Raw genomic sequence first — 25,132 nt, forward strand, 5'->3', positions numbered from 1 at the left:
AGCGGCGTCGCCTTCCGACGACAGCCCGACCGAGGGCGGCCTGGCGGTATCGGCTCGCCTGCCGGCCGTGTGGGGTGCACAGTGGCGGGATGGAGTGGTGGGGACTCGATCCGGCGGCCGTCGTCGATCGGCTCGGGACGACGGTGACCAGGACGGCGAGCCTGGCCGTAGGCTCGGCGGTCGCCGTCGTCGCGCTGCCCGGCCGGGTGTTCCGGCTGGTGGAGGCCGTTGAAGCCCTGGTCGTGCGGATCGACGCCGTCGTGGAGTCCGCCGACGATCTGCTCGCGCGCACCCGTCTGGTCGTCGCGGAGGCCGAGGCCCTCGTCGGCCGTGCCGACGACATCGTCACGGCGGCGTCGGGGACGGTCGGCGACGCAGGTCGGGTGGCAGGCACGGCGGGGGCGGTCGTCACCGAGGCTGCGCGGACATCCCGGGCGGCAGCCGAGGTCCTCGCGCTCTATCAGCCGCTTGCCCAGCGTCTCGCGCCGATGGCGACCCGGTTCGTCGACGGGCTCTCTCCGCAGGAGGTCACGGCGGCCATCCGACTGGTCGACAAGCTGCCGGTGCTGACCGAGCACCTGCTCGAGGACATCCTGCCGATTCTGTCGACCCTGGACCGCGTCGGCCCGGACATCCACGATCTGCTCGGGGTGGCGGACGAGGTCAGAAAGGCGGTGCTGGGCATTCCCGGCTTCGCCTTCTTCCGTCGACGCGGCGACGAGAAGACCGCCGACGACGAATCGGAGTCCGCAGAGTCGGCCGGGTCGACCTCGGCGGGATGAATACTGCTCCACCACTCAGCCGAATCCGCCGAGAGCCCCGACGGCCGCCCGTCGAATGTGACCTCGATATTCGACGAGGGAATCGAGGAAGTTCCACTTCATCGAACGAAGAAACGTCGTGTCTCTTCGCGGTCGGACCCCGTCGCGATCCGATCGGACCAGCTCCCACCTGCACGGACAGCACGGCACTTGACGACAGAGAGCGCCGTCGAACAACCAGGGCGAGGGGAGGTCATCGCCGATTCCGGCCACGATCCGTCGGCGGGTACCACTGTCGGGGAGCGTCGTGGTAATCATTCTTAGGGTCGACATCGCACAATAGGTGACAGTGCAGCGCAGGGAGCGGCGCGCGATACCGCGATAGGTGCCGGGTCGACCTGGCGGTCCTCATTCTGCCCGTGCGATCGGCGTCGCCGGGGCGCGGCGGGCCGCCGTCAGCCACTGGAGATCAAAGGAGATCTTTGCGTGAGATCACGACGATTACGCCGTAGCACCCTCCCCGCGCTTGCCGTGCTGGCCTCGCTTTCGCTGGCCGTCCCGACCGCCAACGCCTACCAGCCCTCCCCCGTGGACTCGTCCCGAACCGACACGATCGCAGACGACCCGACCCCGTCGCAGACGGCGCGCCAGGTGGAGGCCCTCGATCGCGGGGTGGTGAGCGTCCGCTCCGGAAACGGCAATCTGGTCAGCTGGCGCTGGCTGGCCACCGACCCGGACTCGGTGGGCTTCAACGTCTATCGGGGCTCCACACGACTCAACTCCTCCCCCATCACGAACTCGACCAACTATCTGGACGCCGGTGCGGCGGCGGGCAGCACCTACACCGTCCGAGCCGTGGTCGACGGATCCGAGCAGGCCGCATCGCCGCCCGCACTGCGGTTCGGCGCCGGCTATCTGGACGTGCCGATCCAGCAGCCCGCAGGCGGCAGCGGCTATACCTACGTCGCCAACGACGCCAGCGTGGGCGACCTGGACGGCGACGGGCAGTACGAGATCGTGCTGAAGTGGGACCCGACCAACGCCAAGGACAACGCCCAATCCGGGACCACCGGCAACGTCTATCTCGACGCCTACAAGCTGAACGGGACACGCCTGTGGCGGATCGACCTCGGACGCAACATCCGGGCCGGAGCGCACTACACCCAGTTCCAGGTCTACGACTATGACGGCGACGGCCGCGCCGAGGTGGCGGCCAAGACCGCCGACGCGACCCGTGACGGGGTGGGCACCGTGATCGGCAACGCCAATGCCGATCATCGCAACTCCTCCGGCTATGTACTGGCAGGCCCCGAGTACCTGACGATGTTCGAGGGCACCACGGGACGAGCTCTGTCGACTGTGGACTATGTGCCGCTCCGGGGCAACGTCAGCAGTTGGGGCGACGACTACGGCAACCGCGTGGACCGGTTCCTGGCGGGCACCGCCTATCTCGACGGCGTCCGGCCGAGTCTGATCATGGCTCGCGGCTACTACACGCGGTCGGTCATCGTCGCCTGGGACTTCCGCAACGGCTCGCTGACCCGACGGTGGACCTTCGACAGCAACAGCTCCACCAACGGCCCGCGGTGGGCCGGCCAGGGCAACCACAGTCTGTCGATCGCCGACGTCGACGGCGACGGCAGGGACGAGATCCTCTACGGCGCGATGGCCGTCGACGACAACGGACACGGCCTGTGGGCCAACGGCACCGGCCACGGCGACGCCGGACACGTCGGTGATCTCGATCCGAGCAGGCCCGGCCTGGAGTACTTCAAGGTCAACGAGGCTTCCAACCAGCCGGGTTCCTGGCTCGCCGACGCCCGCACCGGCGAGACGTTGTGGCGGACGGCCTCCGGTGGAGACAACGGGCGGGGCGTCTCCGGCGACATCTGGGCGGGCAGTCCCGGCGCCGAGTCGTGGTCGTCACGTGACGGTCAGATCCGCAATCCACAGGGCCAGAACGTGGGCCGCAAGCCCTCGTCGACCAACTTCCTCATCTGGTGGGACGCCGACCCGGTGCGTGAGCTGCTCGACGGCACCCGTATCGACAAGTACGGGCCGTCCGGCGACACGAGGCTGCTCACCGGCAGCGGTGTCACCTCGAACAACGGCACGAAGGCGACGCCGTCGCTGTCCGGGGACCTGTTCGGAGACTGGCGCGAGGAGGTCATCTGGCCGACGACCGACCATCGCGCGCTGCGGATCTACAGCACGCCGCACCAGACCGACCGCCGGATCACCACCCTGATGCACGACACCCAGTACCGGGTCGCCATCGCCTGGCAGAACACGGCCTACAACCAGCCGCCGCACCCGAGCTTCTTCCTCGGCGACGGCATGGCCACCGCGCCCAGGCCTGCGGTGTACACGCCGTGACCTGACAGGACGGAACGGGTGGGACGGCACGGGCGGGGCGGCCGGGCGGCCTGCTCCGCCCGTTCCAGTTCCGTTGATCGGCGTTCGTCTGGTCGGGGGCCACCGGGGCGGATCGGGATCTGCGAGCGGGTGAGCACGATCCACGGCCGTGGGAGAGGCCGCGACACCGGCGGGGCGATCCCCTGCCGACCTGGATCCGCCGGGTCTCCGACGCCTCGATCACGCCGTCCGTGCGACCGACCGCGGCGACGTCACCGGATACAGCGCGTCGTCCCGTCGTACGCACCGCCCGACCTCACGCCTTCTGGTCGTCTCGCGGCTGTTCCGTCCGGTCTCCGCGGGACGCCGCGACGCCGACCATCGCGATGTCATTGCTCAGTCAACGAATTTCGCGATAGTTGCCATCTTGTTATAAGATCCAGTTCACCTGGATCGGCGAACGGCGTCCCCTCTCGCGTGTGATGTCGCGACCTCACAGGGAGGCCGCATCATCGGGTTCGAGAGGGGGTGTCCGTGTGTAATCGTCCAGCGAGGAGAGACCAGCCACGATTCGGTGCTTCGGTCGGAACGTGGCTGGTCCTCTGCATCGTGCTGACGCAGGCGACTGAATTCCTGGCGGAAGTCTCGCGTCTGTTCGGTCGGTGAGAAGGGTGTGGCAGGACTGTCCCTCCTGTCACACCCACTACCGAAGTGGACCCGATCTCACATCGTCACGATCTGAGGCTCGGGCACTCGACATTATGACGTCGCGTCGTCACATCTGACAACTCGTCGTTCTCACGCCTGACAAGTCGCCGTTCTTCCTTCTGACGCCCGTCATCGTTCTCACGCCTGACGGGCCGTCGTCCTCTCTCGATTCCCGCTCGCCCGTCGGACCGGGCGACAACCCCGAGGACGTCGAATGCGCACCGCGAGAGGCGTCACGCGTCCCCCGTCAGGCGCCTGAGCCGAGGCGCTGGGCGCCGAGCACGGAGAGCAGCCGCAACTTCTCGTAGCTGTCGGTGCCGGGGGTGGCGGTGAGCACCAGCAGGGACTGACCCTGCCCGAGATCGTGCAGAAGTTGGCACTGCATCTCCAGAATTCCCACCTCCGGATGCCGCAATCGCTTCTCCTGAGCGTGCGTGGTGCGCACCTCGTGTGCCTGCCAGAGTCGGGCGAACTCGGTGCTCTGGGCGAGCAGCGCGTCGACGACCGCGGCTGCACGGGAGCCGGCCCCGTGCTTGGCGTAGACGGTGCGGGCGTCGGCGGTGAAGGCCCGCGAGAGCGCCGCGTGGTCCTCGGCGGGATAGACCGCGCGGGACTCGGGGTGCAGGAACCAGCGGTAGACGATGCTGCGCATGAGCCCCTGGAATCGGGTCTCGTCGCCGAACAGCGCCGTCGCCGGCGGGGTCTGCACCAGCGTCTCGCCGATCTCCGTCATCACCTGGGCGGGCGTGTCGGCGAGCCGGTCCAGGACGCGCATGAGGCCCGGCGAGACGTGGTCACCGCGCAGTGCCCGAAGCGGCGCGTTGTGGCCCGCGAGCCGGAACAGGTGGTCGCGTTCGTCCAGGGTGAGTCGCAGGCCTCGCGCCATCGCCGTGAGCATCTGTTCGGACGGCTGCGGTCCTCGGCGCTGTTCGAGGCGGCCGTAGTAGTCGACCGACATGTCGCACAGCGCGGCGACCTCCTCGCGGCGGAGGCCCTGCGTGCGTCGGCGTGAGCCGCGGCCGAGTCCGACGTCCTCGGGCTGCAACGCCTCGCGCCTGCGGCGGAGGAAGTCGGCCAGCTGATCTCTGTCCATCAGGCGGGTCTCCGAACGGGGGCGGGTGGTGTACGGGGGTCGCCGTCCCATGGTCGCCGGGTTTCGGCGGTCTGTGCGGGGATCGACGATCCCCGGCTCGGGCGCGATCGACTCGGCGGACGGGATCAGGCCGGAAAGCGTACGCCGGTCAGCCGCTCCGACAGCTCCCAGATGCGTCTGCCGTCCTCCTCGCTCGCCAGGCGGGAGTACAGCGGCTGTTCGGCGGGCAGGCCGCTCAGCCGTAGGAATCCGCTCGGACCGTACAGGTGACCGCCCTGGGCCGCCGGGCTGGTCGCGGCGTACACGGCCGACAACGCGGCCGACTCCGCCGTGCCCGCCAGGATGCCCCGGCGGGAGAGGGCTCGAATCACCTTCACCCCGGTGGTGTCTCGCGCCCTGCCCATGCTCGGCTGCGCGGCCAGCAGGTTCGTGGGCGAGATTCCCGGCTGCGCCAACGTGCTTCGGATGCCCCAGCCGTGCCGGGCGCTGCGCCGGTGGAGTTCCACCGCGAACAGGCCGACCGCGATCTTCGACGAGCTGTACGCCCCGCTCGCGTTGTATCCGCGCTCCCAGTTGAGGTCGTCCCAGTTCACCGAGCGCTCGTCGGCGGCGATGCTCACCTGGGTCGTCACGTGTGCCCTGGCGGCCCGCAGCAGGGGCGACAGCCGCGCGGTCAGGGCGAAATGACCGAGGTGATTGGTGACGAGCTGCAGTTCGAAGCCGTCGTCGGTGACCCGTCGACCGGGCGGCCTCATGACGCCCGCGTTGTTGATCTGGATGTCGAGCGGACGTCCGTCGCGAAGCAGCTCGTCGGCGAGCGCGGCCACCGACGCGGGCGAGGAGAGATCGAGGCCGCGCACCTCCAGCCGCGCGCCCGGTGTGCGTTCCCTGATGCGCTGTGCGGCGGCGTCCCCCTTGGCCTGGTCGCGGACCGGCATCACGACCTCGGCTCCCGCCCTGGCGAGCCGGGCGGCGATGTTGAGGCCGATCCCGTCGCTCGCACCCGTGACGAGGGCGCGCTTCCCGGTGAGGTCCGGTACGGGGATGTCCATGGTCTTCGGCAATGGGATCTCTCCTGGAGTCGCACGAGCCGGTGGTTCGGCGCGATGTCACCCATGCTCGGCCGCCGCGGCGCGGTTGTTCAGGACTCGTCGAACCAGGGATCGCCGATCCCTGGCGGCCGTAGTGGGTACGACGGGGAGCCGGCGAGCCCGGCGGCGGAGCGACCGCGCCGGCCGCCGGGGCCGTCTCGCCGGAAGCCGCGGCCGTCTTCCGCCGGGCCCTGCCCCGGCCCCGCGCGAGGCGATGACGATGAGCCGGCCCGCGCTTCCCGCCTGCCGCTGCCCGGGCGACCGGGCGACCGGGCGACCGGGCGACCGCCGGGCGGCGGCCGATTTCCACGACCCGTGCGGTTCGTGGGCGCTCACCGTGTCCGCCTCGGCGTCGGAGGTGCCGAGGCAGGCATCCCGGCCTGGCCGTCGTCCGTGCGCTCGGGCGGCGGTCGCCGGCAGTACGGGCGCGGTCGATCCGCCGCAGGCACGGCCGCGCGGACACGACCAGCCCATCACCGACAAGACCGGCCCATCCCGGACACGGTCGATCCGTCTCGGACGCGATCGACCCACCCGCACCCGACCAGCTCGCCGCGGACGAGGCCGCCGTCGTCGAATCAGACTCACCACAGAGGACGGCCCGGCCACCGCCGGCTCGGCCGGTTCACCGCAGGTCGTCCCGTCGTCCGTCGAGGCCCGGTGCCGCCCGAGCTCGGGCGGCATCGGGAGGGGGCCGTCACGTCCTCAGGCGCGTCGCCGGATCAGCTCGGCCAAGGCCGTCCGTGTGGCCAGGGTGAGCGGATGCCGGGGCCCGAGTCGTCGACGGCGGGCGGTGAGCGCCCGGACGAAGAGCCGTTCCGCCTCCGCGTCGTCACCGCGGGCCGCCACGATGACCGCGAGGCCGTGCCGGGTGCTCGCGGTCAGGGGGTCGTCGTCGCCGAGCAGGCGGGTCCTGCCGTCGAGGACGATGCGGAGATGCGTCTCGGCCTCGTCGGATCGATCCAGGCCTGCCAGCAGTTGAGCCAGGTTGTTCCGGACGCTGAGCGTGTGGGGGTGCAGTGCGCCCAGTTCCCTCGCCCGGGACGCCAGCACCTCGGTGAAGAGCCGTGTCGCCTCGTCGGGGCGGCCTGCCGCCGCCAGGGCCGCCGCCAGGTTGTTGCGAATGCTGAGGGTGTCCGGATGCTCGTCGCCTCGGGTCCGCGCGACGGAGGGCAGCACTTCCCGCAGGATCTCGACCGCCTCGGCTGTCCTGCCGTATTCGCCGAGTGTCCGGGCGAGGTCGTTGTGGGCGAGGACCGTGTCCGGGTGATCGGGACCGAGCAGTCGGCTGTGGAGCGCGATGCGCTGCCGATGGTGCTGTTCGGCGTCGGGGCCCGACCGGTCGCGCAGGCTGCGGGCCAGCGCGCTCGTCGCCTCGAAGTCCACGTTCCCGTCGGGGTCGAGGTCGGGCGGAGAGCGGTATGCGGCCCCGCCGCGGCGGATCGGTCCCGCGAGGGCGATGAGGCCGAGCAGGCCCAGCCACCAGGCGAAGACCTGCGGCGCGGCGGTGAACACCGCGACGACGAGGGCGAGCACCGTGGCGAGGGCCGCGAGGACGACGTCGCGGCCGATCACGCGTCGCCGTCCCGCGGTCGCCGCCCAGGGCGGTGTCATGACGTCCTGGGCGGCACCAGAATGAGTCACCCGTCGACTATGGCACGGGCTGACACTCCATTGAGGACACAAGTCGGTCGCGGTCGCCGCGGGCCGGATGCCCTCGGCACGGCGGTCTGGTGCGCTCACGGCGACGCCCCAGCGCTTCGGCAGCAGCGGCCGGACGCTCCGGAGACAGTCGTCGGACACCCGACAGCTCCACGATCGAACGCCCCGGACGGCAACCGCCACCCCCTTCCGGAGACGGCCGTCCGACACCGACACCACCACCGATCCCGATCGGCAGTGGTCGGGTGCCTTCGCGGTGGCGGTGCGCGGCAGGCATCTCGGGGTTCGCCCGCGGTGTCGACGTCGTCGGCACCGCCGATCCGCGCACGGCCGACACCACACCGCATCGCACCACACCGCGCCCCGCGCGCCCGGCCGCGCCTCGCCGCACCGCAACGCAACGCCCCGTTCCGCCCCGCACCCCGCATCAGGCCGCGCCAGATCTCGTCGCACCGCGCTCGCCGCTCCTCGACGGTGCGACGGCACCGATCGCGGGCCGGCCCGCCGCACGACGGACCGCCGTGTGACGGCCGGCCCACCGGTTCGGGGCCGGTCGACCACCCGTTGTGGTGATCTTGGGTCGAGAAGACTGCTGTCCCTCAGCCCGGCACTCCACGATTCCGGTGGCAGGAGAAGCGCAAGCGGCGGCTTCGGTGCTGCCAGGGCCTCTCCTCGCCGGGACGCGCGTCGATCGATTCGGCGTGTCCCTTTTCATCGCGCGTCGCGCACGTCGGGCGCGCCGAGGTAACGGGAGTGTCAGTCATGACAGGCTCGATGACATCCAGGCCGGGATCGACGGGCGGGACGGACGCGGTGGTCACCACCGTCGCCGGTGTCGGCACCGGCGGATCCGATGAGGACAGGGACGGGCGGGCCGTCCGCACGCAACTACGGCGTCCGACCGGGATCGCGGTCGACGCGGCACGCAAGATCGTCTACATCGCCGACGCGGGAAACCATCGGGTGCGCCGCATCCAGCACGGCGTGATCACCACGGTGGCGGGCACCGGCGAGGCGGGCTCGGGCGGTGACGGCGGCGCCGCCGTGGCGGCGAGGCTGGCCTCGCCTACCGGGGTCGCCGTCGACGACAACGGAATCCTCTACATCGCCGACCGAGACAACCACCGCGTCCGCCGCGTCGACCACACCGGACACATCACCACCGTCGCGGGCACCGGCGAGCCGGGGCCGGGCGGTGACGGCGGCGCCGCCGTGGCGGCGAGGCTGGCCTCGCCTACCGGGGTCGCCGTCGACGACAACGGAATCCTCTACATCGCCGACCGAGACAACCACCGCGTCCGCCGCGTCGACCACACCGGACACATCACCACCGTCGCGGGCGGCGGCGCGGCCGTGCGGGATCGGCTCGTGGAGCCGACGGCGATCGCGGTGGATCGGGCGGGCGTGGTCTACGTCGCCGAGTACGGGGCGGATCGGGTCAGCCGGATCGAGCCCGGCGGCACGGTCACGACGATCGCGGGTCGGGGAGTCGACGACGACCGCGCCGGTTCGCGGCTGTGCGGGCCGTGCGGGGTGGCGGTGGGCGGCGACGGCGACGTCTACATCGCCGACACCGGCGGTCACCGCGTCCGCAAGCTCGCGGCGGGCGTCCTGCGCACCGTCGCGGGCACCGGGCTTCCGGGGCGCGGCGAGCTGGGCGGCCGGGCAGTCACGACGCCGTTCGATTCGCCGCGCGGTGTCGCGGTCGACGAGTTCGGCAACGTCTTCGTGGCCGACACGGGCAGCCATCGGATTCGCAAGATCACGCTCGTGGACCGCGTCGCGACGGTCGGCGGCGACGGGCAGCGGCCCGCACCGGGCTCGATCTTCCCCCGGCCGCTCACGGTGCGGATCACCAGGGAGGGCAGGCCGGTGATCGCCGTGCCGGTCACGTTCACCATCACCGGCGACACCACGTCGGGCGCTCGGTTCAGCGAGTCGACGCCGACGCGGTGGGTGGCGAGGACGAACCTGGCCGGGGAGGCCGCCGCGGAGCTGACGGCGGGTCCCACGCCCGGCACGGTGCGCATCGAGGCGGCCGTCGGCATCCGGGTCGCCGCCTTCACCGCCGCCGTGGAGTCGCCGCGGGCGGCGGCGAGCCCGGCCCGATGAGCGGCGGCGTCAGAACACCGAGCACCGCACGACGGCGCTGATCGCGAAGCGGCACCCCGATCTCCGCCGACGTCCCGCGGACTCGACGTCGACCCCTGCCCGACGTCGCGTCGGTCTTCACCGGCACGCACGCCTGCGGCTCATGCCGCAGGCGTGCGTGTCGCCTCAGACGTGCACCACCGGCCCGCTCTCCGCCTCGCCCCTGCTGAGGAAGAGCGCCAGGCCCGCCGCGACCAGTGCCACGGCCGCGCCGACGGTGAAGGCGAAGCCCATCCCGTCGAGGAAGGCGGCGTGGCTGGCGGAGGCCGTCGCGGCGGCGACCTCGGCGCTCGCCCCGTCGGGGATCACCGGCACCGCCTGCGACACCTGGCTGCGCATGCCTTCGATCTCGCCCGCGCCGGGCGCGGGGAGTCCGGCCTCGACGAACCGGTCCGGCAGCGACGCCGCCACCCGGCCGCCGAGCAGCGCGCCGAGCACCGCGGTGCCCAGGGAGCCGCCGAGCTGCATGGCGGCCTGCTGCATCCCGCCTGCGACGCCGGAGAGCCGCATCGGCGCGTTGCCCACGATCGCGTCGGTCGCCGCGACCATCACCACGCCGAGGCCGCCGCCGAGCAGCAGGAACAGCGATCCGGTCGTGACGGGTCCGGTGTCACCGTCCACCAGCGACATCCCGAACAGCGCGACGGCGGTGGCGAGGAGGCCGAGGGCGGCGGGCAGCCGGATGCCGAACCGTTCGATGATCCGACCTGCCACGGGCGGGCCGAAGGCGAGCATCACCGACAGCGGCATGACCCGCAGCCCGGTCTCCAGCGCGGTGAGGCCCTGGACGCCCTGGAAGTAGAAGGTCAGGAAGAACATCGAGCCGAACATCGCCAACGCCATGAGCAGGGTGAGGACCGTGCCGATCGACAGCGAGGCGGAGCGGAAGATGCTCAGCGGCAGCAGCGGCTCGCGCACTCTGCTCTGCCACCAGACGAACGCGCAGGCGATGACCAGGCCCGTGGCGGCGGAGCCGAGGGTCACCGGGTGCGTCCAGCCCTCTTCCGGTGCACTCACCAGGGCGAAGACGACGCCGAACATCGCCACCGAGAGCAGCAGGATGCCCACGACGTCGAAGCGGGAGTCCGGGTCGACGGCGTGGTTGGCGGGCAGCAGGCGCAGGCCGAGGACCACGGCGATCACCGCGATGGGGACGTTGACGAAGAACACGGCCTGCCAGCTCACGGCGGAGACGAGGACGCCGCCGGCGATCGGACCGGCTGCGGTGGAGGCGCCGATCAGGCCGGAGAACACGCCGATCGCCCGGTTGAGCTTCTCCTTCGGGAAGCTCAGGCGGAGTAGTCCGAGCGCCGACGGGATGATGGCGGAGCCGAAGGCGCCTTGCAGGATGCGCAGTCCGATGAGCGCCGGGATGCCCTGGGAGAGGCCGATCGCCAGGGAGGTGGCGCCGAAACCGATCACTCCGATGAAGTAGACGCGGCGATGGCCGAAGCGGTCGCCGAACTTCCCCGAGGTGATCAGGAAGACGGCGAGGCCGAGCAGGTAACCGTGGGTGACCCACTGGAGCTCGGCGAGCGTCGTGCCGAGGTCGGCGCCGATCGCGGGGTTGGCCACGGCGACGATGGTGCCGTCGACGGCCACCATCATCACCCCGAAGCTGATCGCGACGAGGGTCGCCCAGGGGTTGACCTTGGACGCCTTCGGCGGCGCGTGAGCATCGGCGGTGGGCAGGCTCATGAACGTCCTCACTTTCGGTGAGCCGTCGGACACGAAATGGCAATCGCTGACTCTTGACATAGAATGCCATAACTTGCCCGACCCGATACCCTCCTTTTCAGGAGGCGATGTCCCATGGAGGATTCGGCCGCGGTCCTGAGCCTTCGGGAACGCAAGAAGGCGCGGACTCATGAGGCGCTGATCGACACGGCCCTGCGGCTGTTCGCCCAGCGCGGGTTCGCCACGACCACCACCGAGGAGATCGCGGCCGCCTGCGAGGTGTCGCAGCGCACGTTCTTCCGCTACTTCAACAGCAAGGAGGACGTCGTCACCGCCGTCGAGGACACGGTGGACGACGACTTCCTCCAGCGGTTCCGGGAGCGCCCGGTGGAGGAACACCCGCTCGTCTCGCTGCGGACGGCCGCGTTGGCCACCTGGGGAAGCCTGGACGAGGCCGTCTCGCGACGGCAGACGCTGGCGGCACGGCTCTGCGAGGAGAATCCGGCGCTGCTCGCGGCGCAGCTGCGGCGTCGAGACGAACGGCAGGCGATGATCGTCGACGAGATCGTCCGACGCAGCGGCCGGTCGAGCCGGGAGGTGGTGCTGCGGGCCTGGCTGGCGGTGGGCGCCTTCACCACGGCGATCCGGGTGGCGCACGGCATGCTGTGCGGCCGGGCCGGGCCTGCGCCCGCCGACCTGTGTGAGGCGATCGAGCTGACCCTCGATCTGCTGCCGTCCTCGCTGACCACGGAGTGGCACCTGCCCGGCTCCGCCGACTGAGGCCGAGGCCCCGCGGCGGCCTCCGCGTCCCGCCGGTCGGCGACCCCTCCCGCAGGCGGCGCCCGCCACGGGTTCGAGGCCGCCGTCGGCATGGCGCCGCCGATCATCACCGGCGCGAGCCGGGTGCCGCCGAACACGGCACGGCCCCGCCGAGTACGGCGCCGGGACACGCCGCGATCAGCGGAAACGCGGGCACCCGGCGGGCGTCTCAGCCGCCCCCGCCGCCGCCGCTGCCGGCCACCACGACCTGACGTTCCTCGACGGCCTTGCGCACCGCGAGGGCGGTGGGGCCGACGTGGGCACGCAGCTCCGCGAGCCGGGCACGGTGCCGCCGCCGTTCTCCCCCGGAGAGGACCGTGGGCAGCTGCCCTTCCGCGGCCAGCGACACCATCGCCGCGTCCTGCCGGTCGACCCGCTCCACCGGCACGTCCTCCCGCAGGACCTCGGTCACCCGGCGACGCAGCTCCTCGACGATCTCCGGCCGCAGCACCTCGACGCGCCTGGCAGGCAGGATGACCAGTGTCCGGCCCTGCGACTCCCGGATGAGGCCTGCGTCGGCCAACTGCTCGCCGACCCCGTCGACGGCGGCCCTGCCGTGGCGCCGCACCCACCACTTCCAGGCGCGCGGCTTCTCCTCGGCGACGGCGGCGAGCAGATCTCCCTGGAGCCGGTCGGTCGGGGTGACGCCGGAGTCGACCGTGGCGGGCCTGCCGTTCTCGTCGGTCAGGAGCCCGGCGGTGAGAAGCTGATCGAGGGCGGCGGCACGCAGCACCAGCCCGAGGTAATCGCGGTTCACGAGCCGCTGCCGCCGGAGGTCGCAGGCGAGCAGGTAGAGCCGGGGCGCGAGAGTCTCTGGAACATCCACGGCACCAATCTTCCGGTGTCCGCCCCGCCGAGCGCCGAAGAGTCCGTGAATCGGTTCGTGCCGCGTGGTCGGGGCTGCCGAGAGCGCCGCGCTCCGGCCGCCTCGTCCGCGCCGTCCCCGCCTGCCCTGCCCGTCCATACTGTCTGTCCGCGTCGCCGTCTGTCCGCACTGCCCGTCCGCGCTGCCCACCGGTACCGCCCCGTCTCAAACCGGCACGCCCGGCGGTGCATCTCGGCGCAGGCAGGCGCGGTCCGGAGGACCGTCGACGCAGGCACGGCTGCTCCCGGGCCGACGGGACAGGCGAGCCGTCACGGCCGACCGCGGCGGCCGAGCGGATCGGCATCGCCGCGAAGTGCCCGGAATATCCCTGGTCATTACACTCGAACAGATCACACCATCACCCGATACGGTGATCCCTCCGCCATGCGGAACCGGTGCAGCCGGTCGAGCAGGCGGCGTACCCATGAACGAGCGTGCCAGCCAGGAGGCCGAAGATGTCCGACCAGGAAGAGCCGCTGCTCGGGATCGATCTGGACTGGCCCAACCCGGCGAGGATGTACGACTACGCGCTGGGCGGGGCACACAACTTCGCCGTCGATCGCGAAGCATTCGACAAGCTGCTGACCATCGACGCCGACGCCGCGCTGGTCGGCCAGACCAACCGGGCGTTCCTGCGTCGGGCGGTGCGGTACTGCGTCGATCAGGGCATCCGGCAGTTCCTCGATCTCGGCTCGGGAATCCCCACCCAGGGCCATGCCCACGAGATCGCCCGGTCGGTGGACCCGACCGTGCGGGTGGTCTACGTGGACAACGAGCCGGTCGCGGTCGCGCACTCGCGGCGGCTGCTCAACGCGATCGACGGCGTCGAGATGGTCGCCGCCGACATCCGGGACCCGGAGTCGGTGCTCGGTGCGCCCGAGACGGCGATGCTCGATCTCTCGCAGCCCGTCGGCCTGCTCGCGGTGGCCGTCCTGCACTACGTCTCGCCCGACGACGACCCGGCCGGGCTGCTCGCGCGGTATCTGGGCCCGCTCGCGCCGGGCAGCCTGCTGGCCGTCTCCCACACCACCGTGGACGCCGTCGATCCGGTGCAGGCCGCCGAGATGCGGAAGCTCTTCGATTCGACGTCCAGCCCGGTGACCCACCGCAGCCGGGCGGAACTGACCTCGCTGCTGTCGGAGCAGGTGGACCTGGTCGAGCCGGGCATCGTCTGGACGCCGCAGTGGCGCCCGGACGGCCCGGAGGAGCTGCTCAGCGACGAACCGGAACGGTCCGGCACCTATGCCGCCCTGGGACGCAAGCGCGACTGACTCGACCGGCCCGCCTCGGATGCCGATCGGGGCGGGCCGCCCGCCGGAGGACACGCCGCCACCTCGTGGCGGCGGATCACCGACGTCGGGAGGTGCGACGGGGATCTCCGAGAAAGAGCACGGCCCCGACACGAATGGACAGTGCCGGGGCCGGTAAGGAGGTACCCAGTAGATCGGCGCGCCTTTCCGTCACCTGACTACGCCGTTAGGGTGAGGTTCGACGCCGACGACGGAGCGACGCCGAGCGCTCCGCGTGGGCACCTGCCAAGGCCGTCGCGACAGGACCATCGCGGCAGGACGTCGCCCCCGGCAGCGGCGCCGCGACGGAGACGCCCCCGACGGAGACACCCCAGGACGACCCGCGAGCACGGTTCGCCTGTCGCGCCGTCGACGGCCCGGGGCAGCGGATCAACGTGCGGAGGAACTCCCGGACCCCGACGCGGCGCCGTCGGGGATCACGCCACGCCCCGAAACAGGCAGAGCGACGGAATCTCACCTAATCGGGTGATGTCTGCCGAAGCTGCTGCATCTTGTGAGCACAGTGAACAAGCTGTGTGCGGGGAGATGGATGAGCAGGGTGGAGTCACCGTGAGTCTGGAGACAGAGGCAGCCCTCTGGTCGCGAGCGAGAGTGTCCGAGTCGGCCGGTCTCCTTCGCGCCCCACTGGGGCCGGGCCGAGTCATGGTCGCCGTCGAGCCGACATCCGTCGACGGGTCTCGGCCGATCGTGACGCCGTCGAACCACATGCGCCGACCTGCCGCCGTCCTCGAACCCGTCCCCCGCCGTCCCCCCACCTCGGCGGGGAACGTCGGAACCGCGGCCGGTGCCGCGGCGAGGCTGCCTCGGCTCCATCGGGGACCGAGCGGCAGGCGCTCCCGGCCCGACGTCCTCGCCCGCGTCGTCGAGCCCGCGGCCGACTCGCGCTCGGCGCCCCGCCACTCCTCGGTGAACGGCGACGTCGACCGCGCCGGGTCCGCGGGCACTCGGCCGTCGAACGATCGGCGGGGCGCGGCCGGGCCGGACGCAGGCACGAAGCGTCGCGGCGTCCCGACGCACTCGGAGCCCGACCCGGTCGACCACGTTCGCGGCCCAGCCGACCACCGCCCCGCGGATGCCGGCCGCGTCGATCCCGACCCCGCCGGCCGCTGCCGCTTCGCGATCGATCTGTCGCTGATCGGCGCCGTCGTGTCCGGACGGCACCTGGACGTCGGCCTGCCCGGCCGGCGGACGGTGCGGGGCCGGGAGGACCTTGAGACGACGGGTTCCCACCCGAGCGCGCCTGCCGCACGGCCTGTCATTCCGGCCCGGTTCCCTCGGCCGAGGAGCATCGAGACCGAGCCTGCCCGGCAGCGCGGTCACGGCCGCACCACCACGGGCGAGGCGGCCGACGAGGGCAGCCGTTAGAGCCGTCGCCGCAGTTCACGTCGCGGACGAACCACGAATAATCGGCCCACGGCCAAAAGCTCGTGGCCGAATTGGCGGCGACAAAAGCCCCGGTCGGGCAATCACCCGTACGCCGTAACGGGGTCGCGCAGACGGACGATGCTCGAACAGAATGTACCGTGCCGACCTGACGGCACGCAGTGAACAGGAGTCGAGTAATGGTCGACAACCGGTCGACTTTCAACCTGACCGAACAACCCTGGATTCCGGTACGTACCGGTGCGGCGGTACGCCACATCGGTTTACGAGAGTTGTTCGAGAAAGCCCACGAGATCGAGGATCTGGCGGTGCCCATCCCACCCGCCGCCGCGGCGCTCTGGCGGGTGCTCTATGCGATCACGGCACAGATAACCGGGCTGAACAGGGCGTTAACCGGCTCCGATCCCGGCGATGATGTCTGGACGGACGCCAGGAACGCCGTGCTGGCACGGGGTGCGCTGAGCGCGGACCTCGTCGCGGAGCACTTCGCGGCACATCGTTCAAAGTTCTACCTCTTTCACGGGGACCGGCCCTGGATGCAAGAACCTCGCCTCGTCGAGGAATGCTTAGTTGCGTCCGGTGTCAACAAGCTCGTCGCAGGCAGGCCCGCGGGCAACAATCAGGTCTGGTTCGGGCACTTCAGCGATGTCGAGCCACAACCGATACCAGCGGGCGAAGCGGCCTTACACCTGCTGGTACAGCTTTATTACGGGCCGGCGGGAAAGTGCACCGCCCGCCGCATCGCGGGCCACGCCGAATCGAACAGCACCAAAGGCATCCTGCGCTCGACCACCTCTTTTCATCCCATCGGGGCGAACCTCTTCGAGTCCCTCGTCGCCGGTGTGCCCGGCCCGCCGCCGAATTCGAACGACGATCACGATCGCTGTGGCTGGGAACAGCCGCTCCTCGATCCGCTCGGCCGGCCGCCGGAGCCGACCTGGCCCGGCGGGCTCTTGACGGGCCGCACTCGCCACGCCGTCCTGCTCGTCCCCGACGTCACCGGCACCCTGGTCACCGACGCCTACCTCACGTGGGCTTGGCGAACCCCCTCCACCGAGGCCCGCGATCCCTACCTCGTCTACGACGTCAGCCGCGAGGGCCGGGCCTACCCCAGGCCGGCCTCCAGCGATCGCGCGGTGTGGCGTGACCTGGACTCCCTGCTGCTGCGCAACGCGGTCGACTCCGGAGCGACCCCACGCAGGCCCGCCGTCTTCGACGGGCTGGCGACGCTGCCCGCGGAGGTACGCGATCGGCTGCGGCTCTCCGCCTACGGCTTCGATCAGGACGGCCAGACGCGAGACCGGCAGTGGTTCTCCGCCTCGATACCGCCCGTCCTGCGTCATCTGGAGGAGCACGACCCGATCACGGCGGTCCACATCGGCGAGCTGCGCCGAAGCGCCGAGGCCGTGGGCCGCAGGCTCCAGCACTGTCTCGCCGACGCCTGGCGCGACGTCACGTCGGCGGCGTCGCGGGAGAAGGATCGCGGCGGCCCCTGGCCGGTGCGTGCCGCGCAGCACTACTGGCCCGCGGCGGAACGCGAGTTCTGGACCCGGCTGCGCACCGGAGACGTGGACGCCGACCCGTGGGTCTTCCAGCAGCTCGCTCATCGGGCGATCGACGCGGCGCTCAGCCCCACCGACGAGGCGGATCTGCGCATCGCGCGTGCGGTCGAGGCCGCCCGCCGCAGGCTGAGCCGAGCCCTGACGAAGGAGACCCGGTGACCCGAGCCCAGCCCAGTCGCGAGATGCGAGAGGAGTTCGTCGCGCACGTGATGCGCCTGTGCTCGGAGTCGACACGGGTTCGGTCCGCCCTGCGCGCGGGCATCGGCCGCAGGCCGGAGCGCATGGCCCCCGAGGTGCACGCCGCCGTGACGAGCAGTCTCCCTCCGGACGTCTCACCCGGCACCGAGCAGGCGTTCTACACGATCGCGGGTCTGATCGCCGCCCGTCCCTGGCCGCCGAGCGAGCAAGCGGGCAGGCAGGACGGTGCGGACGCCGACCACGCGGATCCGGACCGAGGCGAGCCGCCCGGCCTGGACGTCCGCATCGTCGAGACACGGGTGGCCGACGCGACGGCGAGTGCCCGGCAGCCGGTCGCGAGTCCGGCCTGTCCGGTTCCCGTGTCGCTCGATCCGGCGGCCCTGGATCCGACACCGCATGGTCCGACACCGCTCGACGAGGCCGCGGCCGGACCGGCGCCCTTCGATCCGACCGCGTTCCACGGGCACGTGACGCCGTCGACGGCCGCACCTCCGAGGTCGCTTCATCCGGCGGACCGGCGTCCGGCCGCGCCGCACCAGCCCGACCTCGGCCACGTCCTGGCCAGAGCCACCGTGGCCCACCGAGGCGAGCGGCGACCGATGCCGGTGAGCAACGCGGAGAAGCACCTGCACCTGCTGGCCCGGCAGGGCCTCACCGGTATTCACCGTCACCTGCCCGCCGTGGTGCGACGGCTGCACGACCTCGATCAGCAGATCGACTGGTCACGACTGCTCGGCGACCTGCTCACCTGGGAGGACGAGCCGCGCACGGTGGCACGTCAGTGGCTCCAGTCGTTCTACCGGACCCTCCCCCGCGACATCCACCCCGCTACCCAGGAGGCAGAGCGATGACCACGCCCGCTCCCCGTCATCTCGACATCCACATCCTGCACACGCTGCCGTACTCGAATCTGAACCGCGACGACCTCGGCTCGCCGAAGTCGCTGCTCTTCGGCGGCACGCCCCGCACCAGGGTGTCCAGTCAATGTTGGAAGCGCGCGGTGCGGCTGGCGGTGGAGAGCGGCGTCGGAGAGTCGGCGGTCCGCACCCGCAGGCTTCCCGTCGAGGTCGCCAGGGAGCTGGCCGACCGACACGGCTGGCCAGCGGAACTCGCCGAGTTCGCCGGTCGACACGTCGCCGCGGCGGCGGGTCTCGGCGTCGACAAGGACGATCTGACGGTGCTCGTCTTCCTGCCCGCCAAGGCCGTCGACGAGCTGGTCGAACTGTGCGTCGGTCACCGCGGCGAGCTGGACGCCGCGTTGGTCGCGCTCAGAGGCCGGGCACGACCGCAGGCCAAGAAGGGTGAGAGCGTCCTGCCCGCCGCCCGGGTGAAGGAGCTGATCGGCGGGCGCAACAGCATCACCGCGTTGTTCGGCCGCATGCTCGCCGAGCTGCCGGAGTCCAAGGTGGACGGCGCGGTGCAGCTCGCGCACGCCTTCACCACGCACGCCACGGAACCCGAGATCGACTTCTTCACCGCGGTGGACGACCTCAATCCCGTGGAGGCGACCGGCGGCGGGCACCTGAACACCGCCGAGTTCAGCTCCGGGGTGTTCTATCGCTATGCCAGCCTCAACCTCGCGGACCTGAGCAGGAACCTCGGCGGTGACCGGGCGGAGGTCGCCGCCGTGACGGAGGCCTTCGTGACGGCCTTCCTGAGCGCGCTGCCGAATGCGAAGAAGACCAGCACCGCGCCGTTCACCGTCCCGGACCTCGCCTATGTCGCGGTGCGCGGCGACCGGCCCGTGTCGTTGGCCGCCGCCTTCGAGGACGCGGTGGCCGCCCGCGACGGAGCGGGGTTCGCCACCGCCTCCCGGCATCGGTTGAACGACTACAACGCGAAGATCGGCCTGCTGCTCGGCGACGTCGCCCTCGCGTTCCACGGGCACGCCACCCTGGACGACGGGCCGTTCGACGCCCTGGGCGAGCGGCGGCGCAGCTTCCCCGAGCTGGTCTCGGAGGCGTTGAGTGCGGTGAACGGGCTGCCGGGATGAGCGGTGTGCTGCTCCGACTCGCCGGCCCGTTGCAGGCCTGGGGCACGGCGGCGGCGTTCGCCGAGCGCGACACCCGCAGTCATCCGACCCGATCGGCCCTGCTCGGCATGATCCTGGCCGCCGAGGGGCGCTCCCGTGACGACGATCTCGATCCCGCCTGGGGTGCCGTGGAGTTCACCGTGCGCGTCGATCGGCCCGGCACGCGGCTGGTCGACTTCCACACCGTCGGCGGCGGTTATCCGCGCGGCCGGACCGTGCCGACCTCGGAGGGCAGGCGGCGGTCCGAGGCCACCGCCACGCTGGTCTCCCGACGGCACTATCTGAGCGACGCGGCGTTCGTCGTGGCCGCCCACGGCCCCGACGAGCTTCTCGACCGGGCCGCCGCCGCGCTGCGGGCGCCGCACTGGGCGCCCTACCTCGGCAGGCGGTCCTGCCCGGCCGATCAGCCGATGCTGCTCACCAGCGAACCGATCGACGACGCCGAGGCGCAGCTGTACCGGGTGCCGCTGGCGCGTCCGCGTCCCGACCGGCCGTGCGATCGGGTCGACGTCGACTTCATCCGCTCCGCGCACGGCGGTCCGACCGGGTCGGACCACGGCGAGGAGCTGGACGACATCCCGATCTCGTTCCATCCGCATCGACGGACCTACCACACCAGACGAGTCGTGGTCCGTACCGAGGCGCTGCCCGCCGGCCTGTGCGGCGGCATCGGCGCCGACTATCTCGACACCCTGGCCGCCTACCTTGGGATCTCCGCACCATGACCACATGGCTCACCCGTATTCAGCCGAACCTGAGCAATTCGCGCAGCCGGGCGGATCTGCACGATTTCGTCGGGCTGCACCGGACCGTCATGTCGTTGTTCCCCGCGAAACTGGGCGACACACCGCGCAGGCAGGCAGGCGCGTTGTTCCGCGTCGACTCCGGCCCGGCCGGTGACCAGCTGCTGGTGCAGAGCAGCCTGCGCCCGGAGCCTGCCCGGCTGCCGCCGGACTACGGCACGCTGCGGACCACCGAGCTGACCACGCTGCTCGACACACTGGAGAACACCATGGTCGTGCACTACCGGCTGGTCGCCAACACCAGCAAGCGACTGGCCAAGGACACCGATCGCCATCGTCGAGGGCAGCTCGTCTCTCTCAAGGGCGAGGAGATCCTGGACTGGTGGCATCGACGCAGTGCCGAGCACGGCCTCGCGCTGGCGTCGGTGGAGGCGACGGCGGTGACGGCGCCGCGCAGCAGGGATCGGGCGGCGATCCGCCATGCCCGCACCCGGTTCCAGGGGGTCGCCACCGTGGTGGACGCCGAGCGGCTGCGCGACGCGGTGCTCTCCGGCATCGGCCGGGCGCGCGCCTACGGCTGCGGGCTCCTCAGCGTGGTTCCCGCCAGAGCGCGGGCGTGATCTCGGTGGCCGTTCGGCGGCTGACGGCCGGCCGGCGGGTCGCATCGCCGGGCTTGACGAACCGGCCGGTCTCCCGGCGGTGTGGGCAGTCCTGCCGGGCGCGTCCGCGTCGCTCCCCACAGCGGTGGGGGTGCACCCCAGTCCGCATCGGCGACCAGCGTCGGGCGAGGTCTTCTCCTCACCTCCGTGAGGGTTCTCCCTCTCGATACCGGTTCCGCCGCGACGCGACGGCGGCGGAACGGAGATCGCGCGAGTTCTCCGGTCGAAACCGCGTCACGCCCGAGGACGTGGCGCGTCTCCTCACTGTCGTCTCCATCCGAGTGGAGGTGCCACGGAGGTACACAGCAAGATCGACGGCCGGCTCGCCGTTCCCCACGTCCGTGGGGGTGTTCCGCACGGCGGGAGCGTGAGTTCCCCGGAACGACACCATCTCCTCACGACCGTGGGGGTCTACCGGGGTCGGCCGTCGGCACCGCATCACCGGTCCGGCCGATGCCGGTCTCCTCACGACCACGGTGGGGGTGAGTCCGAGGGTGCGGCTCGACCGCCGCGGCCGCGGCCGTTCTCCCCACCCTCGTGGGGGTGTCCGCTGGTTCGGCGGCGCGGGCGGTGACCGGGGTAGTGCTTCGACGACGAGTACCTGGTCGACTCGCTCGGGCAGGAGAACATCCATATCCGCCTGCACGAGGTCGGCCACACGTTCGGACTGGACGACTCCTACGACTCGCCCACCGGTGTCGGCGGCTTCCTGGTGAAGGCGGGCACGGCCTCGCACGTCACCGAGTTCGACGCCTCGGTGGCCAAGGACTTCTGGCGACAGCCTCGCAGCCGCTACGGCCTCTGACGTCCTCCTCGGTGTCGAGCCGCACGCGGGTGCCGACGTGCCGGCGGGTGCCGACGTGCACGCGGGTGCCGGCGGGTGCCGACGTGCCGCGGTCAGCAGCGAGCGGCGCGGCCGAGCCGGTCGGCGGTCGCCTGCTGCGCGGCGGGCGTCTCCGCGGCCAGCAGGCAGGCGGTGCAGGGCATGCCCTCGCCCGCGTCGACCGTCTCGATCTCGTCGACGGGGAGATCGATTCCGCAGCGCGTCGTCACCGTCACGCCGTCGGGTTCGGTGAGCGAGCACAGATGCACTACCCAGCGGGCGGTCCCGACGACGTCGAATCGACCGGACAGGCGGGCTGGCAGCAGCGGCGGGGCGCCGCGATCGGACAGCGCCTCGCGCGGCGTGCCGCGGAGCACGTCCTGGCAGTCGAGACAGTCGCGAGCGCCGACGGCGGGCACTCCCGGTTCGATCTCCAGCGGTGCGGGCCGGATCGTCACGTTCCGCCCGCACACCGTGGTCGCCTCGGCGCCGGGCGGCGGTCTGCCGCCGATGAGGACATGGCGGTCGAGCAGCAGGCCGAAGTCCGGAAGCGTGTCCTGGTGGTACCGCTCGGCCTCCTGGTGCCGTCCCGCCGCAGGCGGAGCGACGGTGCCCCGGCCCGACTGCCGGAACGTCTCCGGTCCTCTGGCGTCCCCCCGTGATCGCATGTCGTCTCCTCTGCTCAGCGGCCCGCCATCGACACCGGCGCGGCCGGGCGGGCCTGCACCGGCCGGACGTCGTCGATGATCGGCGCGGCTCGGCGGATCGGAGTCGATCGCGGCGGCCCGCCGCCGGTCGACGGCGGGGGAGGCGCCTCGGGACGCGGCGCCGAGGGGCGCTCCCGCCCCCGTTCGGGCCCCGGTCGCACCGCGTCGGTCCGAGACTCCGCCGCGGGCGGCGTCGGAGGGAAGCACAGTGGACACGGCGACATCGGGGTCGCCGCGTCCGCCGGACGCAATGCCGCACCACAGACCGCCACGGTCACCGAATGGTAATGGGGGTCCATCCGGTGTTCCAGACGTCGGAACACCCCGATCCAACGACGACCGCCCGCCGCCGTCGGCTCGGAGCCGCCGTCCGCCGTCATCGCCGGCCACGCACGGCGGGGCGAGGGAGCCCGCGAACCGGTGTGCCGTGCAGGCGGGGCGCGGTGTGGCGGCCGATCGGCGGCACCGGTCTGCCGCGTCGGTCGGCTCCCGCCCGCCGGCCGTCGGCATGGCGATGCGCCGCCCCGGACGGCGTGGCAGGACGTCGGGGCCGGTTCGCGCCGTGGGCGGGTGACGCGGGGTGCCCCGTGGTCGGCGAGACCGTCGGATGCGGAGACCAGGACATCTCGAACACTCCCCTCGCTGGGCGGACGCCTTCAGGGTGGCGGCCGACCACCCGAACGAGCGAGGAGCGAAGCCGATAGTCCCGACCCAACCAGCGCGACCCCGGGGGTCCGCCGAGGCGGCGGCACGCCCGCGTCCGAAGGGGATCCGACGGGGTGTCACGGGGGTCTCCGGCGAGGTCTCAGGCGAGGTCTCAGGCGGAACGGAGCCGCGAGACCTGTTCGGCCAGGTCCCGGGCGTCGGACCGACCCGCGTGCAGTTCGGCGGCCTGCTGCACCCAGCCCAGCCGGTCGACCAGCCGGGAGGATCGCACGCCGCTCATCCGTTCCAGCACCTCGGCGCCCGCTCGGACCCCGCCCGCGACCTCGCCCGCGCGCAGTCGGTTGACGGCGATCGCGATGAGGTCGGAGGTCCGGGAGCGCGCGTCGGTCTCCGCCCGCATGTCGAAGGAGCGGGTGGCGTGTTCGAGGCCTGCCTCGGCGAACGAGCGGTCCCGGGCGGACAGCGCGGTGTACGCCATGCCCGCGATGCCCTCGATCTCGGCCTGGCTCATGAAGGCCAGCCAGGACGGCACATCCTGATCGGTGTCCCTGGTCAGCTCCTCGGCCGCCCTGGTGAGCTGCACCCTCGTCTGCTGCGCGTTGCCCAGCTCCGCGTAGGCCCATGCCTCGTTGAGGTGCAGCAGGGCGACCGCGCGGGGGGAGTTCGCGTCCTGCGCCGACATCTGCCCGAGCTGGAAGACCTTCAGGGCGTTGTCCGGCTCGCCGTCGTGCAGGTAGACCCGTCCCATCTGGAAGAGCACCTTCGCGGCCAGCGCGTGTTCGCGGCTGTCCTTCGCCAGCACCAGCGCGTTGGCGAGGTGCCGCACGGCCTGTCGGGTCGAGCCGAGGTCGAAGGAGACCCATCCGGCCAGGGAGTGCAGGTCGGCGAGGGTCTGCTGTAATCGGGTGCGCACCACGTCGCTCGCGGCGGCCTCCAGGAGTCCGTCCGCCCAGTTCAGGTGTGCGGTGACGGCCGATCGGACGGAACCACCGCCGTATCTGTCGTCCTGGGCGCGGAAGAAGCCGATGGTCGCCTCCAGATTGGCGACGTCCTGCATTCCGACGCGACTCGGTCTGGGTCCAGGTTCCGGGAGCACGCGAATACTCTCGAGTTCACTGGCGCTCAAACCCACGACGGCGGCCTTGGCTACCAGGCCGAGAAAGCCTCGACGCTCCATGTCGCTGTCTCCTTCCGTCTGTTCTCGCAGATCGACGGCCTGTGCACCGTCATATGCCAGACCCATCAATCCACGTGGCACACCCAGACCGTCGGCGATACGAGACAGCACGTCATAAGCCATCACCTGTCGGCCGTTCATGATCTCGGAGATCTCCGGCTGCGCCTGGCCGGTGAGACCCGCGATCCTGCGCTGCGAGACGCCGCGTCGCTTGAGCTGCCGATAGACCGCACCGATATCGCGGACCGCCAGACACGCACGCATCTCCGGTTCGTGCCACACGGCCGGATCAACGGGTGCCTTCGGGCTGTCACCGGCTGTGTTCATTCCGCCCCCTTTACCACTCCCCCGCCGATCAACGTATCCGATCGCGGGTAGCGAAGGAGCATTTCGGAGCAAGGTGATAGGCCAAGCAGATCACCCGCGGGGATCACGGCCCGGGAGAACCGTTCGAGTGATCTTCGTCGACTTCCCCGCGGCGGCTTAAGACGAGGATATCGGGTGGGTCCGAAGCGGATCCGGGAATCGGCGACGCATTCCTAGATCGACTTCTGTTCTTGCCGACGCACCGATCCGGCGGGAAATGCGCCGCATTCCCCGCCGTCGCAGGCGGAACGCCCGGTCGGACGTCGAGAGTCGACCCGCCGGCCGGCGTCGACGGCCCGAGCGAGTACGGCACGGTCTCGCCGC

Annotated in this window: 17 protein-coding genes; 10 read left to right on the forward strand and 7 right to left on the reverse strand. The window is 71.5% G+C overall.

Annotation, left to right across the window (positions count from 1 at the left end):
- Positions 1-89 precede the first annotated feature (89 nt).
- Positions 90-782, forward strand: a complete 693-nt coding sequence (locus AHOG_RS21090) for a hypothetical protein (protein ID WP_093942890.1) — start codon at positions 90-92, stop codon at positions 780-782.
- Between the two features lie 465 nt (positions 783-1,247).
- Positions 1,248-3,137 carry a rhamnogalacturonan lyase gene (locus tag AHOG_RS21095; protein ID WP_157736959.1) on the forward strand — a complete coding sequence of 630 codons (1,890 nt, stop codon included), beginning with the start codon at positions 1,248-1,250 and terminating at the stop codon, positions 3,135-3,137.
- Between the two features lie 934 nt (positions 3,138-4,071).
- On the opposite strand, the gene AHOG_RS21100 is transcribed toward AHOG_RS21095, so the two are convergent.
- The 3 genes from AHOG_RS21100 to AHOG_RS21110 all read right to left on the reverse strand — a co-directional run bounded on the left by AHOG_RS21100 (position 4,072) and on the right by AHOG_RS21110 (position 7,652).
- Positions 4,072-4,917 (reverse strand): helix-turn-helix transcriptional regulator, encoded by an 846-nt coding sequence (locus AHOG_RS21100; protein ID WP_093944666.1) that lies wholly within the window; start codon positions 4,915-4,917, stop codon positions 4,072-4,074.
- Positions 4,918-5,042: 125 nt separating this feature from the next.
- The gene (locus tag AHOG_RS21105; protein ID WP_281258042.1) at positions 5,043-5,981 is read right to left on the reverse strand and encodes an SDR family oxidoreductase; all 939 of its coding nucleotides are present in this window, start codon (positions 5,979-5,981) and stop codon (positions 5,043-5,045) included.
- A 732-nt stretch (positions 5,982-6,713) separates the two neighbouring features.
- Positions 6,714-7,652: a tetratricopeptide repeat protein gene (locus tag AHOG_RS21110; RefSeq protein WP_157736960.1), complete on the reverse strand. Its 939-nt coding sequence runs from the start codon at positions 7,650-7,652 to the stop codon at positions 6,714-6,716.
- 780 nt (positions 7,653-8,432) lie between these two features.
- Between AHOG_RS21110 and AHOG_RS21115 the strand changes: the two genes are divergently transcribed.
- Complete coding sequence (locus AHOG_RS21115; RefSeq protein WP_093942893.1) at positions 8,433-9,782, forward strand: NHL domain-containing protein; 1,350 nt, start codon at positions 8,433-8,435, stop codon at positions 9,780-9,782.
- Between the two features lie 165 nt (positions 9,783-9,947).
- On the opposite strand, the gene AHOG_RS21120 is transcribed toward AHOG_RS21115, so the two are convergent.
- A complete protein-coding gene (locus AHOG_RS21120) occupies positions 9,948-11,519 on the reverse strand; it encodes an MFS transporter (protein WP_093942894.1) in 1,572 nt (523 codons plus the stop codon).
- A gap of 114 nt (positions 11,520-11,633) precedes the next feature.
- Here AHOG_RS21120 and AHOG_RS21125 point away from each other — a divergent pair, with 114 nt between their 5' ends.
- A complete protein-coding gene (locus tag AHOG_RS21125; protein ID WP_093942895.1) occupies positions 11,634-12,278 on the forward strand; it encodes a TetR/AcrR family transcriptional regulator in 645 nt (214 codons plus the stop codon).
- A 208-nt stretch (positions 12,279-12,486) separates the two neighbouring features.
- On the opposite strand, the gene AHOG_RS21130 is transcribed toward AHOG_RS21125, so the two are convergent.
- Entirely contained in the window at positions 12,487-13,143 is a 657-nt protein-coding gene (locus AHOG_RS21130) for a GOLPH3/VPS74 family protein (RefSeq protein ID WP_157736961.1), read from the reverse strand.
- 494 nt (positions 13,144-13,637) lie between these two features.
- Between AHOG_RS21130 and AHOG_RS21135 the strand changes: the two genes are divergently transcribed.
- The 6 genes from AHOG_RS21135 (at position 13,638) to cas6e (ending at position 21,030) form a co-directional block, all read left to right on the forward strand.
- Entirely contained in the window at positions 13,638-14,453 is an 816-nt protein-coding gene (locus tag AHOG_RS21135) for an SAM-dependent methyltransferase (RefSeq protein WP_093942897.1), read from the forward strand.
- A 1,601-nt stretch (positions 14,454-16,054) separates the two neighbouring features.
- Positions 16,055-17,596, forward strand: a complete 1,542-nt coding sequence (gene casA / locus AHOG_RS21145; protein WP_093942899.1) for a type I-E CRISPR-associated protein Cse1/CasA — start codon at positions 16,055-16,057, stop codon at positions 17,594-17,596.
- Positions 17,593-18,486, forward strand: a complete 894-nt coding sequence (gene casB, locus AHOG_RS21150) for a type I-E CRISPR-associated protein Cse2/CasB (RefSeq protein ID WP_157736962.1) — start codon at positions 17,593-17,595, stop codon at positions 18,484-18,486. Before casA ends, casB begins: the two co-directional genes overlap by 4 nt.
- The gene (gene cas7e, locus AHOG_RS21155) at positions 18,483-19,628 is read left to right on the forward strand and encodes a type I-E CRISPR-associated protein Cas7/Cse4/CasC (protein ID WP_093942901.1); all 1,146 of its coding nucleotides are present in this window, start codon (positions 18,483-18,485) and stop codon (positions 19,626-19,628) included. The genes casB and cas7e overlap by 4 nt, the downstream gene beginning before the upstream one ends.
- Positions 19,625-20,392: a type I-E CRISPR-associated protein Cas5/CasD gene (gene cas5e, locus AHOG_RS21160; protein ID WP_093942902.1), complete on the forward strand. Its 768-nt coding sequence runs from the start codon at positions 19,625-19,627 to the stop codon at positions 20,390-20,392. Before cas7e ends, cas5e begins: the two co-directional genes overlap by 4 nt.
- Complete coding sequence (gene cas6e / locus AHOG_RS21165) at positions 20,389-21,030, forward strand: type I-E CRISPR-associated protein Cas6/Cse3/CasE (protein ID WP_093942903.1); 642 nt, start codon at positions 20,389-20,391, stop codon at positions 21,028-21,030. The genes cas5e and cas6e overlap by 4 nt, the downstream gene beginning before the upstream one ends.
- Positions 21,031-21,966: 936 nt before the next feature.
- Here cas6e and AHOG_RS21170 read toward each other — a convergent pair.
- Both AHOG_RS21170 and AHOG_RS21180 read right to left on the reverse strand, forming a co-directional pair.
- Positions 21,967-22,560, reverse strand: coding sequence for a hypothetical protein (locus AHOG_RS21170; protein WP_093942904.1), 594 nt, complete (start codon positions 22,558-22,560; stop codon positions 21,967-21,969).
- 856 nt (positions 22,561-23,416) lie between these two features.
- Complete coding sequence (locus AHOG_RS21180; RefSeq protein ID WP_245856362.1) at positions 23,417-24,769, reverse strand: helix-turn-helix domain-containing protein; 1,353 nt, start codon at positions 24,767-24,769, stop codon at positions 23,417-23,419.
- Between the last annotated feature and the right edge of the window lie 363 nt (positions 24,770-25,132).

The sequence above is a fragment of the Actinoalloteichus hoggarensis genome, assembly GCF_002234535.1.
Lineage (GTDB): Bacteria > Actinomycetota > Actinomycetes > Mycobacteriales > Pseudonocardiaceae > Actinoalloteichus_A > Actinoalloteichus_A hoggarensis.

Excerpts from the sequence above, each read along its gene's own strand:
- cas7e (WP_093942901.1), top strand. The coding sequence starts at position 18,483 with ATGACCACGCCCGCTCCCCGTCATCTCGACATCCACATCCTGCACACG.
- AHOG_RS21090 (WP_093942890.1), top strand. The coding sequence starts at position 90 with ATGGAGTGGTGGGGACTCGATCCGGCGGCCGTCGTCGATCGGCTCGGG.
- casA (WP_093942899.1), top strand. The coding sequence starts at position 16,055 with ATGGTCGACAACCGGTCGACTTTCAACCTGACCGAACAACCCTGGATT.
- cas5e (WP_093942902.1), top strand. The coding sequence starts at position 19,625 with ATGAGCGGTGTGCTGCTCCGACTCGCCGGCCCGTTGCAGGCCTGGGGC.
- cas6e (WP_093942903.1), top strand. The coding sequence starts at position 20,389 with ATGACCACATGGCTCACCCGTATTCAGCCGAACCTGAGCAATTCGCGC.
- AHOG_RS21170 (WP_093942904.1), bottom strand. The coding sequence starts at position 22,560 with ATGCGATCACGGGGGGACGCCAGAGGACCGGAGACGTTCCGGCAGTCG.
- AHOG_RS21100 (WP_093944666.1), bottom strand. The coding sequence starts at position 4,917 with ATGGACAGAGATCAGCTGGCCGACTTCCTCCGCCGCAGGCGCGAGGCG.
- AHOG_RS21120 (WP_093942894.1), bottom strand. The coding sequence starts at position 11,519 with ATGAGCCTGCCCACCGCCGATGCTCACGCGCCGCCGAAGGCGTCCAAG.
- AHOG_RS21115 (WP_093942893.1), top strand. The coding sequence starts at position 8,433 with ATGACAGGCTCGATGACATCCAGGCCGGGATCGACGGGCGGGACGGAC.
- AHOG_RS21135 (WP_093942897.1), top strand. The coding sequence starts at position 13,638 with ATGTCCGACCAGGAAGAGCCGCTGCTCGGGATCGATCTGGACTGGCCC.
- AHOG_RS21125 (WP_093942895.1), top strand. The coding sequence starts at position 11,634 with ATGGAGGATTCGGCCGCGGTCCTGAGCCTTCGGGAACGCAAGAAGGCG.
- AHOG_RS21180 (WP_245856362.1), bottom strand. The coding sequence starts at position 24,769 with ATGAACACAGCCGGTGACAGCCCGAAGGCACCCGTTGATCCGGCCGTG.